Genomic DNA, 12,467 nt, shown 5'->3' with positions numbered 1-12,467 from the left:
ATGAACAAAAGTGTTTACATCGTTTTATTAACCCTTTGTTTTTATGCCTGCAAAAAAGAAACGCAAGTTGAAACAAAACCAACAACGTTAACGGCTTTTGTTAATACATTTATCGGTACCGATGGCCCAGGGAATACTTACCCTGGAGCCACTGTTCCGTTTGGTATGGTGCAATTAAGCCCAGATCATGGCATACCAGGTTGGGACAGAATTGCGGGCTATTTTTATCAAGATTCTATTATTTCCGGGTTTTCGCACACACACCTTAGCGGTACAGGCGCTGGCGACATGTACGATATCTTGGTGATGCCCACCAACAGTCGTTTTTCAGAAAAAATTAAAATCAATAACTTCAAGCCATTTTCTAGTTTCTCTCACGATAACGAAACGGCTTCACCGGGTTATTACAGCGTAATGTTATCCGATTTCGGCATTAAAGCAGAAGTTACAGCAACGCAACGTACAGGTATTCATCAATATACTTTTCCGAAGGATAGTTTATCGCAAATTCATATTGATTTAGGGTATTCTCTAAACTGGGATAAACCCACAGACACTTACTTTAAAGTGGTCGATAACGAAACTATAGAAGGCTACAGAATGTCTAAAGGTTGGGCTAGAGACCAACGTTTATTCTTCGTTATAAAATTGTCAAAACCTTTTAAATCTTATTCACTTTTAGAAGATAATAAACCTGCAACGTCTCCATTAAAAGGGATTAACACCAAATTAATTCTTGATTTTGATACTGACGAAAACGAACAGATTGTTTTAAAAGCAGGCTTATCTACAGGTAGTATTGATGGTGCATATAAATCTATTACTACGGAAGCGCCTAGTTTCAATTTTGAAGCTTACAAAAAACAAGCCGATAGCATTTGGAACCAACAACTACAAAAAATTACGATTGAAACTGATGATGTTGAACAGAAAACTATTTTCTACACCATGCTATATCAATCGATGTTAGCACCAACTTTATTAAGCGATTTAAATGGCGATTATAAAGGTGCAAACGACACCATAATGAACGCCAAAAACTACGATAGATACGATACCTTTTCGTTGTGGGACACCTATCGCGCGGCACATCCTTTACATACAATTCTGCACCCAAAACGAGTATCTAGTATGGTAAACTCTTTATTAGCACATTACAACGAAACTGGTTTACTGCCCGTTTGGTCTATGCAAGGTAACGAAACCAACATGATGATTGGTTACCACGCTGTGCCTGTAATTGTGGATGCCTATTTTAAAGGTATTGAAGATTTTGATGCCGAATTAGCTTTTGAAGCTTGTAAAGCCAGCGCCATGGATCAGTCAAGACAAATTGATGATTACATGACTTACGGTTATGTCCCTATTGATGAAAGTCACGAAAATTGGTCGGTTTCAAAAACATTAGAATATGCTTATGATGATTGGTGTATTGCGCAATTCGCCAAAGCTTTAGGTAAAACGGAAGACTATACAACATTTTCAAAACGTGCTAATTACTGGAAAAACATATACGACGATTCTAGCACTTTTATGAGACCGAAATATAAAAACGGTACCTTTATAGAAGATTTTATTCCGAAGGATTACACACCTTATTTTTGTGAAAGTAATGCTTGGCAGTATGTTTGGTCGGTACCTCACGATATCGAAGGTCTTATATCTACCATAGGAAAAGAAACAGCATTCGAGAAAAAGTTAGATTCCATGTTTTCTTATTATCCTTTAAAAGAAGATAAACTTCCTATTTTTAGTACCGGAATGATTGGCCAATACGCCCACGGTAACGAGCCGAGCCACCATGTTGCTTACTTATACAACTACATTGGCAAACCATGGAAAACACAAGAAAAAGTTAGAGAAATTCTAAAAACTCAATATAAAAATGCGCCTAACGGACACTGCGGAAATGAAGATTGCGGACAAATGTCGTCTTGGTATATTTTTAGTAGTTTAGGGTTTTATCCGGTAAATCCGGCACAAGGTATTTATAGTTTTGGTGCGCCGTTGCACGATAAAGCAACCATTCATTTAGAAAACGGACATAGCTTTACGGTTTCCGCAGAAAATAATAGCGACACCAATAAGTATATTCAATCTATTACCCTTAACGGAAAAAAAATCAATCAAAGTTATATTTCTCATAAAACCATTATGCAAGGTGGCGAGTTGGTTTTTGTTATGGGGGACACACCAAACAAGGATGATAAATTCCTAATGGCACCATCATCAGAAGTCTTTAATTAACAATTAAGTTATGTCGAGTAGAAGAAAATTTATAAAAAAAGCAGCATTAGGCTCTGTGGCATTAAGCACATTTAGTGCTTATGATGCTCAAGCCTCCAACGCGACAACAGCTCCGAAAGAAGCGCCAATAAAAACCGCAAAAAAACCATTAATTATTTCTACTTGGAATCATGGTTTAGCGGCAAACCAAGCCACTTGGGAGGCGTTAAATGCAGGTAAATCTGGACTTACCGCCATAGAAAAAGGCTTAAATATTTCTGAAGCCGATCCAAAAGTTCGAAGTGTTGGGTATGGCGGACTTCCCGATAGAGAAGGTAAAATAACGCTAGATGCCTGTATTATGGACCAAAATAGCGATTGTGGTTCAGTATCTTTTTTACAAGGTATTAAACACCCTATTTCGGTTGCAAAAAAGGTTTTAGAAGAAACACCACACGTGATGTTATCTGGACAAGGTGCTTTAAATTTCGCTTTATCTCAAGGTTTTAAAGAAGAAAACTTACTGACACCAGAATCTGAACAAGCCTGGAAAAACTGGTTAGAAAAATCGAAATACCAACCCGTAATAAACATTGAAAACCACGATACCATAAGTATGCTCGTTATTGATAAAGACGGAAACTTAACTGGTGGTTGTACTACAAGTGGCGCTGCATGGAAAATGCATGGCCGCGTTGGAGACTCCCCTATTATTGGTGCTGGTTTATTTTTAGATAACGAAGTGGGTGCCGCTGCCGCAACAGGTTTAGGCGAAGCCGTAATTAGAACGGCCGGAAGCGCTATGGTTGTAGAACTTATGCGCCAAGGATTATCGCCAAACGAAGCTTGTAAAACCATTGTAGAACGTATCTATAACAAACATAAAAACCATAAAGACATGCCTTATTTACAGGTTGGTTTCATTGCTGTAAACAAGCAAGGTGAATATGGCGGCTACAGCTTACGTGCTGGTTTCAATTTTGCGGTTTGCGATGCCGACAACGGAAACAGAATGGAGAAACCTGATTTTAAAATGACTTGGAAAGATAAATAATGACCCTAATGAAAAATAAATTATACAGACCCTTTTTAGCAACTGCTATTTGCCTTTTAACGCTAACGGCTTGCCAAGAAAAACCACCTAAAGTTTACACGGAAGCTGATATTAATATCATTCCTAAAATTGAAAAGGTTCAAATAAATCCTGGCGTTTTTGAATTTAATAAAAACACCACGTTTGTTGTTTCTAATGATGAACAAAAAAATGCTGCTACATTATTACAAGATAAATTTAAACTAGCAGCAAATTGGGATTTAGCAATCACCGATGCTTCAGAAAAAAGTAATATTATTAACTTTAAAGAAGACAAAAACTTAGCAGAAGAAACTTATAAACTAACCGTTACAGATGCACAAATAACTATTGAAGCTTCAGGTAACTCAGGGTACTTATATGCTGTACAATCTTTACGTCAATTACTACCAACAGCTATAGAAAGTAAAAACGTGGTGAGTGATATTTCATGGGAAATTCCTAATATTGAAATTGAAGATAGCCCACGTTTTCAATATCGCGGCTTAATGCTCGATTTATCACGTCATTTTTTCGACGCAGCTTATATCAAAGAAACAATCGATGCCATATCCATGTTAAAAATGAATGTATTGCACCTTCATTTAGTAGACGATCAAGGTTGGAGAATCGAAATAAAAAAATATCCAAAACTAACCGAAGTTGGTGCATGGCGTGTAGACCAAGAAGATATTCCTTGGAATTCTAGAACTAAAAATAGCCCTAATGATAAAGCAACTTACGGTGGTTTTTTAACTCAAGAAGAACTTAAAGATATTGTAGCTTACGCACAATTAAAAGGTATAGATGTAATACCTGAAATAGAAATGCCTGCCCATGTTTCTAGTGCTATTGCAGCCTACCCAGAATTATCATGTTTAGCAGAACCTATTGCCGTACCATCGGGCGCTTTATGGCCAATTACAGATATTTATTGTGCAGGTAAAGAGCATACTTTTGAGTTTTTAGAAGATGTTTTAATCGAAGTTATGGATATATTTCCATCAAAATACATTCATATTGGTGGTGATGAAGCCACAAAAACCAACTGGAAAACTTGTCCGCACTGTCAAAAAAGAATTAAAGATGAAGATTTAGAAGGTGTTGAAGAACTTCAAAGTTATTTCATTAAACGCATAGAAAAATTCATCAATTCCAAAGGAAAAAAACTTGTAGGTTGGGATGAGATTTTAGAAGGAGGTCTTGCGCCTGACGCTACAGTAATGAGCTGGCGCGGGTTTAAAGGCGGACTGGAAGCTGCTGCTCAAGGTCACGATGTAATTATGACACCAGTTTCGCATTCTTATTTCGATTATTACCAAGGCCCACCAGAACAAGAACCTGCTGGAGGCGGTGGTTTTACACCTTTAAATAAAGTCTATGAATTTGATCCGGTTGTAGAAACGATGACCGAAGCCGAAGCGAAACACGTTTTAGGCGGACAAGCCAACTTATGGGCTGAGTTTGTGCCAACAACATCGCATTCTCAATACATGATTTTCCCAAGATTAACGGCTTTAGCCGAAACCGTTTGGAGTGCAAAAGACTTAAGAGATTGGGACGATTTCTCTAGACGATTACCAGCTGCTTTTGAGCGTTATGAATATTTAGGCATAAACTATTCAAAAAGTTCATTTATTGTAACCTCTAAAATGGAAACGAGTGTTGAAAACAAAACGGTATCGCTAGTTTTAAAAAATGAATATACAGTATCTGATATTCGTTATGCTTTAAATGATGAACCCTTAAATAGCGATTCAAAACATTATACAGAACCTATTATTTTATCTAAAACGACTGCTGTAAAAGCTGGCTTATTTAAAGATGATGTTTTAGTTGGAAACGTTTTTAAAGACACGGTTAAATTCCATACTGCTGTGGCTCATAAAACTACTTACCAAACAGAATACCATAAAAGATACCAAGGTGTTGGCGCATATAATTTAGTAAATACACTAAGAGGTACTAAAAACTTTAGAGATGGTAGATGGCAAGGTTGGTTAAACAGCGCTGCCGAAATCACTATCGATTTAGAAAAAGAAACACCAATCAACAAGGTTACTATTGGTAGTATGGAAAATCAAAAAAATGGCATCTACTACCCGACTTTAATTCAGGTTTTCACCTCTAAAGATGGTGAAACCTTTAAAGAGACCGCCTCTTTTAAAAGACCATACGCCGACAGCTCTGAACCCGAACTAAAAGATTTTGTTTTAGAATGCCGAGCAGTATCTGCACGATTTGTGAAAGTAAAAGTAAGCACTTCTAAAAATGAAAAGAATACCAACGAAGGTTGGTTATTTATAGACGAAATACTAATCGATTAAAATTCGATTAGTATTTCTGTTTTACTAAGTAAATACCGCTTAATTTAGATGCTGTAATAACCATCTATAAACATCCCTATCCGATGATAAAAAAGCTTTTTATTGTATCTATCCTAATAAACACCTTGGCTGTAAATGCGCAAGAATTCACTAAATATGTAAATCCGTTTATAGGAACTTCAAACTTTGGAGCCACCAATCCTGGAGCCATTGCACCACGAGGTATGGTGAGTGTATCCCCTTTCAACGTGGCGGGAACTCAAAATACATTAGAAAAAGATAGTCGATGGTTATCCAACCCTTATGTGAACGAAAACACCTTTTTAACAGGCTATTCTCACATCAATTTAAGTGGTGTTGGTTGTCCGGATTTAGGAGTTATCCTTTTAATGCCAACCACAGGCGATGTTGAAACCAATCATTTAAAATACGGAAGTACCTACACCAACGAAACGGCCAAAGCGGGTTATTACTCCAATGTTTTAACAAAATATAATATTAAGGTTGAAACCACAACAACTACCAGAACGGGTATTTCTAGATATACATTTCCGAAAGGACAATCGAACATCTTATTAAATTTAGGCTTAGGTTTAACCAATGAGGAAGGTGCTGCTATAAAAATAGTATCGCCAACAGAAATTGAAGGTATGCGCACTGTGGGCTCATTTTGCTATTACAAACCCGAAGAAGCATATCCGGTTTATTTCGTTGCAAAATTTAGTAAACCTGCAACAAATTATGGCGTTTGGAAAACTCCTAAAAAATATAAGGGCGCTGAAGCTGCTTGGATGCCATACAATGGAAAACCAAGGCTTATGGAAGGTTATCGTAAAGAAGTTTTAGGCGATAGTATTGGTAGTTATTTTTCTTATCAATTTGAAAAACCAACCCAAGTAGAAGTTAAAATTGGAGTTTCATACGTGAGTATTGAAAATGCACGCGAAAATTTAGAGCAAGAAACACAAGATTTCAGTTTTGAAGCCATACACCAACAAGCTGAAGCACATTGGGAACAGCAACTTTCCAAAATCAAGGTTGAAGGTGGTACTGAAGATGATAAAACCATTTTTTACACAGCCCTTTATCACACCTTAATTCACCCCAATATTTTAAATGATTTTAATGGTGAATACCCGAAAATGGCAACCCGAGAAACTTTAAAAACAGAAAACACCCGATTTACCGTCTTTTCATTTTGGGATACCTACAGAAATCTTCACGCGTTGATGTCTTTGGTTTACCCAAAGCAACAATCGGATATGGTTAAAAGCATGCTCGATATTTATGATGAAAGTGGCTGGCTACCAAAATGGGAACTCAACGCTACCGAAACCACAACTATGGTAGGCGATCCCGCAGGTATTATTTTAACGGATACCTATTTAAAAGGCATCACCGATTTCGATATTGAAAAAGCCTATGAAGCTATGGTAAAAAGTGCCGATGCTTTAGAAAATAATCCGTTGCGACCTGGTATTGAACCGTATATTGAAAATGGCTATTTAAATACCGATCAAAATGGTTCGGTTTCTACCACTCAAGAATATAACGCTACCGATTATTCCATTTCATTATTAGCTAAAGCGCTAAATAAAAAAGACGATTACAAACGTTTTTCTAAGCGTTCCATTTCATATAGAAAACTATTCGATAAAGATTTAAAACTTTTACGTCCGCGTAATGCAGACGGCACTTGGCACGAACCTTTCGATCCGTTAGCCGGGGCAAATTTCACTAAAAACATTGGTTTTATTGAAGGTAACGCTTGGCAATATGCTTTTATGGTATCCCATGATATTAAAGGCTTAATGAAACTTATGGGTGGTAAAAAAGGTTTTAGCGAACAACTTCAAAAGGTATTTAGCACCAAACAATTCGATATGGCAAACGAGCCCGATATTGCTTATCCTTATTTATTCAATTATGTAAAAGGTGAAGAATGGCGCACGCAACAATTAGTGCATGAGCTAATGGATGAGTATTTTCAAAACAAACCCGCAGGTTTACCAGGTAATGATGATACTGGCACCATGTCGGCTTGGTTAATTTACAGCATGATGGGTATTTATCCTATATCTCCTGGAGACCCTATTTACACGATATCAACGCCTGTTTTCGATAAAATCACCATCGATTTAGACCCGAATTATTATAAAGGTAAAATGCTTGTTATTGAAAAATCGGGTACCGAAAAAGGCATTATAAACACAATTCAACTTGACGGAAAAACGCATAATAGTTATTTCATCAACCATTCAGATTTAATAAAAGGTTCAAAATTAAAAATCAATTTAAAATGAAAATCAGATTCATCACCCTATGCATTCTTTTAATTAGCAGTTTATATTCTTTTTCTCAAGAGCAACTAGAAAAAATAATCTTCCAAGATCAACAAGTTAATTACGGAAAACCAACGGTTGATAATCCTGATATTATTAGATTGCAAGGTGGTCGCGTGATTTTAAAGAAAGTCACTGTTCCGAAGTTTAAAAAAGGTACTGATGTTCATATTAAATTATCGCTACGTTCTAATGGTGATAAATGGGATAAATCGGGATCTTGTTTTGTAATTACCAATCCAGATGATATTTCATTCTTAAATTTAGCAGAAGGAAAAACTAAATTTCCGAAGGGATCTTATACGAATGAAAAACACGGCGGTGTAAAAGCAACTGAAGACTACAAACCCGTAGTTGAATTATTACGCTTTATGACGCCATTTGGAGTGGGCCATTACAGTACCGATGAAGTAAAACATAGAAAACCGGTTTATGTACCACACTGGGAAAAAGAAGTGGTTTGGAATCAAGATATATCCGAGCTTGAAAGCATTGTTAGCGATACTTTTTATGTAGGTGTTTGGATTGATGCATGGAGTAAAGTTGGATATAAAGTGGATTTAAGTCTAATCTATTCTGGCCGACCAAAACAACAACGTGAAGTACTACCGTTAGTGAATGCGGTAAACTATGTAAAAGGACAAGCTTTGCCGGATTTCTTTGCAAACCGATCTTTAGAGCACACTTTTGTTTTAGATAAAAGTATTAAAAACGCTAAACTGCATTACATTACCACAGGACACGGTGGGCATAGCGGTGGTGATGAATTTATTAAAATAAAAAATACGGTATTAGTAAATGGTAAAACCGTAATAGACACCATCCCTTGGCGTGACGATTGTGCTTCTTTTAGACGTTTTAACCCAACTTCTGGGGTTTGGTTACGTAAAGACTCTACTTACTACAGAGATAGAAAAACAAAAACATATAAGCTTAAACAAATTGAAGAACGCTTAGCTTCCTCAGACCTTTCTCGTTCAAATTGGTGCCCAGGTTCTATGGTAGAACCATATACAGCAGAACTTGGCGACTTAAAACCTGGCGAGCAATCTTTAACCATTACAATACCTGCTACAGCAGCCGGAAAAGATAAATCTAACCATTGGTTAGTATCTGCATATATCACTTACGACAAATAGTTTTGTTAAATTAAATTCTTTTCAACCAACACCTTTTCAAACCTGCTATTCGTCGAACTAATTTTCTAATAATCTTTTATGTCACTTCCTTTAGGGTAAGTTTATTTGAAGTTTAGTTTTGTTTTATTTTAAGTCTAAGGGAGGATCCTCATAACGTCCTCCCTTTATTTTAAAGAATAAAGTAGTTTTCTATTAAAATATTATTTGTTACAATACAATATAACATCTAATTTAGTGTCCATAATTAGAACTATCTGTAGAATTCAAAAAACAATTAATCGGCTAAGGATTTTAGTTGACTATTAGCCGCTATAGGTTTGTTGTGTTTTTTTATTTATTCAGATTTAACAATAAAAATCAAAAAAAATATGCAATCATCAAAAAAAAGTAATCTAGTTCCAATCGTTATTATAGCGAGTTTATTTTTCATATTTGGATTCGTTACCTGGATCAACGGGGCGTTAATTCCTTTTATGAAAACCATAAACGAATTAACAGATGCGCAATCTTATTTAGTCGCTTCTGCATCGTATATTTCTTTTGTTGTAATGGCCTTACCGGCATCTTATATCTTGAATAAGATAGGTTATAAAAAAGGGATGTCTTTAGGTTTAATCATTATGGGAATTGGCGCTTTACTTTTTATCCCGGCAGCCGAAGCTAGAACCTATTGGGTGTTTTTAACAGGTATTTTTATTCAAGGTGTTGGTATGACGCTTTTACAAACAGCAGCAAACCCATACATTACCATTTTAGGCCCTATGGAAAGTGGTGCTAAACGTATCGCTATTATGGGAATCGCAAACAAAATTGCAGGAGCATTAGGCTCTTTAATTTTTGGAGCATTATTATTATCGGGAATTGATGAAGTTAAAGAAAAACTAGGAAGTGCTTCTATAGATGAAAAAAATGTGCTTTTAGATACCATGGCCGATAGTGTTTTTATGCCTTACGTTATTATGGCTGTTGTACTATTTGTTTTGGGTGTTTTAATCAGAATGGCACCATTACCAGATATTGAAGCAGAAGATTCAGAAGATACAGTAGAAGGAGAAAATACTAAAACGAGCATCTTTCAATTTCCACACTTATGGTTAGGCGTTTTAGCTCTATTTGTGTATGTAGGCGCTGAAGTCATTGCAGGAGACACCATTATATCTTACGGAATCTCATTAGGGTTTACCGGAGAAGAAGCTAAATTTTTCACAACCTACACCCTTATGGCTATGGTAGCCACTTATGCATTAGGTGTGTTTTTAATTCCAAAATATGTTAAGCAAAAAACAGCTTTAATCGCAAGTGCCGTACTTGGTATTGTATTCAGTTTATGTATTTTAAATACTACTGGTTTCACATCTGTTTTATTTGTAGCAGCTTTAGGTATAGCAAATGCTTTAGTGTGGCCGGCTATTTGGCCTTTAACATTACAAGGTTTAGGAAAGTTTACCAAAACCGCTTCTGCATTATTAGTTATGGCTATTTCTGGGGGAGCTATTATTCCACCATTATACGGTAGAATTGTAGACGCTAATAAAAACGAACTTATAGCAAGTGGTATAGACCAAGTACAAGCAACTTCTAGTGCTGCAACAAGTAGTTACTGGATACTAATTCCTTGTTATGCGCTTATTTTGTTCTTTGCTATTTGGGGACATAAAATTGGAAAAAAGCAAAAATAGACTTTTCATAGTGTAACACATTTTAATAATTCAATTAATAAATAATGGTCAAACAAATATTAAACACAAAAAAATTGAATAATTCCTACTTGGTGGTTTTATCAGCTTTCATGTTATGCTTTAGTTGCAAACAAGAAACTAAAACCAAAGTTGAAGATGAAACTCCGCAACGACCAAACATTGTTTTTATTATGAGTGACGACCATGCTTACCAAGCCATTAGTGCTTATGGTCATGGATTAAACAACACGCCTAATATTGATAGAATAGCCAACGAAGGTGCGCTTTTCAACAGAGGTTTTGTAACCAATTCTATTTGTGCGCCAAGTAGAGCCGTAATGCTTACTGGTAAACACAGTTTTATAAACGGAAAAGTGGATAATATCAGTGCGTTTGACTGGGATCAAGATAATTTTGCCAAGAGCCTCCAAAAATCAGGATATCAAACCGCATTAATTGGTAAAATCCATATGGACGGTTTGCCACAAGGTTTCGATTACTCGAACGTGCTTCCTGGTCAAGGTCAATACTATTCTCCTGAATTTATTGAAAACGGTGTAAAGAAAACAATCCCTGGCTATGTAACCAACGTAACTACCGATATTGCTCTAAACTGGTTAGAAAATAAACGCGAAAAAGACAAGCCTTTTTTATTACTATATCACCAAAAAGCGCCACACAGAACTTGGATGCCAGAGGAAAAATACTTAACCCTTTTTGAAGACATAACATTCGATCCGCCAGCAAACTTTTTCGATGATTACGAAGGAAGACCAGCAGCAGCAGCGCACGAAATGGGTATCTATAAAGATATGGATTTAGTGTACGACTTAAAAATGCTTGATAAAGAAGGGGATATTAAAACCAAGTATAGAAACGTTTTTCAAAGCCGCTACGACAGAATGGATGCTGAACAAAAAGCAGCTTGGGATGCCTATTACGATCCTATTATAGCCGATTTCAAAGCCAAAAACTTAAAAGGAAAAGAACTTGCCCTTTGGAAATATAACCGTTACATGCACGATTATTTAAGAACAATTCAGTCCGTAGATGATGGTGTTGGTGAGGTTTTAGATTATTTAAAAGAAAACGGTTTAGAAGAAAACACGATTGTGGTTTACACATCCGATCAAGGTTTTTATTTAGGTGAACACGGTTGGTTCGACAAACGCTTCATGTACGAAGAGTCTTTTAGAACACCACTTTTAATGAAATACCCAAAAGAAATCAAAGCAGGTACAGTTGTTGATGGCATGGTACAGAACTTAGATTTTGCGCCAACATTTTTAGATTATGCAGGTGTTGCTATTCCTAAAGACATTCAAGGTGAATCGTTCAGAAAACTAGTAAACGGTGAAGCTAGCGAATGGCGTGATGCTATTTACTATACTTATTACGAATTCCCTGGAGAACATCATGTAAAACGTCATTACGGCGTGAGAACAGAACGTTACAAATTGATTCATTTCTATTATGATATTGAACAATGGGAATTATACGATTTAGAAAAAGATCCTTCAGAAATGAATAACCTTTACAACGATCCTGCTTATACCGATGTACAAGCAGATATGCATAAACAATTAGAAAACATGCGTACCAAATACGGAGATAGTGACGCGCTGAATGCTTCTAACCTAGAAAATTATTTAAGCGCAAAAAACATAAACCACTAACAAACC

Annotated in this window: 7 protein-coding genes; all 7 read left to right on the top strand. The window is 36.2% G+C overall.

Translation table 11 applies throughout. The annotated features are described in order from the left end of the window. On the top strand, positions 1-2,247 hold the full coding sequence (locus QWY92_RS07130) for a GH92 family glycosyl hydrolase (RefSeq protein WP_290269736.1): 2,247 nt from the start codon (positions 1-3) through the stop codon (positions 2,245-2,247). Between the two features lie 10 nt (positions 2,248-2,257). Further along, positions 2,258-3,280, top strand: a complete 1,023-nt coding sequence (locus QWY92_RS07125; RefSeq protein ID WP_290269734.1) for a glycosylasparaginase — start codon at positions 2,258-2,260, stop codon at positions 3,278-3,280. 8 nt (positions 3,281-3,288) lie between these two features. Further along, the gene (locus QWY92_RS07120) at positions 3,289-5,625 is read left to right on the top strand and encodes a glycoside hydrolase family 20 protein (RefSeq protein WP_290269733.1); all 2,337 of its coding nucleotides are present in this window, start codon (positions 3,289-3,291) and stop codon (positions 5,623-5,625) included. An 83-nt stretch (positions 5,626-5,708) separates the two neighbouring features. After that, positions 5,709-7,928, top strand: coding sequence for a GH92 family glycosyl hydrolase (locus tag QWY92_RS07115; RefSeq protein ID WP_290269731.1), 2,220 nt, complete (start codon positions 5,709-5,711; stop codon positions 7,926-7,928). Beyond that, positions 7,925-9,106, top strand: coding sequence for a PNGase F N-terminal domain-containing protein (locus QWY92_RS07110; protein WP_290269729.1), 1,182 nt, complete (start codon positions 7,925-7,927; stop codon positions 9,104-9,106). The genes QWY92_RS07115 and QWY92_RS07110 overlap by 4 nt, the downstream gene beginning before the upstream one ends. Before the next feature lie 368 nt (positions 9,107-9,474). Beyond that, on the top strand, positions 9,475-10,785 hold the full coding sequence (locus QWY92_RS07105) for a sugar MFS transporter (protein WP_290269727.1): 1,311 nt from the start codon (positions 9,475-9,477) through the stop codon (positions 10,783-10,785). 74 nt (positions 10,786-10,859) lie between these two features. Beyond that, the gene (locus QWY92_RS07100; RefSeq protein ID WP_290269726.1) at positions 10,860-12,461 is read left to right on the top strand and encodes a sulfatase family protein; all 1,602 of its coding nucleotides are present in this window, start codon (positions 10,860-10,862) and stop codon (positions 12,459-12,461) included. Positions 12,462-12,467 lie beyond the last annotated feature (6 nt).

Source organism: Algibacter miyuki, assembly GCF_030409805.1.
Classification (GTDB): domain Bacteria; phylum Bacteroidota; class Bacteroidia; order Flavobacteriales; family Flavobacteriaceae; genus Algibacter; species Algibacter miyuki.
The sequence above is the reverse complement of the archived record's forward strand: the minus strand, read 5'-3'. Positions and strand labels throughout refer to the sequence as shown.

Excerpts from the sequence above, each read along its gene's own strand:
- QWY92_RS07120 (WP_290269733.1), top strand. The coding sequence starts at position 3,289 with ATGAAAAATAAATTATACAGACCCTTTTTAGCAACTGCTATTTGCCTT.
- QWY92_RS07105 (WP_290269727.1), top strand. The coding sequence starts at position 9,475 with ATGCAATCATCAAAAAAAAGTAATCTAGTTCCAATCGTTATTATAGCG.
- QWY92_RS07130 (WP_290269736.1), top strand. The coding sequence starts at position 1 with ATGAACAAAAGTGTTTACATCGTTTTATTAACCCTTTGTTTTTATGCC.
- QWY92_RS07125 (WP_290269734.1), top strand. The coding sequence starts at position 2,258 with ATGTCGAGTAGAAGAAAATTTATAAAAAAAGCAGCATTAGGCTCTGTG.
- QWY92_RS07110 (WP_290269729.1), top strand. The coding sequence starts at position 7,925 with ATGAAAATCAGATTCATCACCCTATGCATTCTTTTAATTAGCAGTTTA.
- QWY92_RS07115 (WP_290269731.1), top strand. The coding sequence starts at position 5,709 with ATGATAAAAAAGCTTTTTATTGTATCTATCCTAATAAACACCTTGGCT.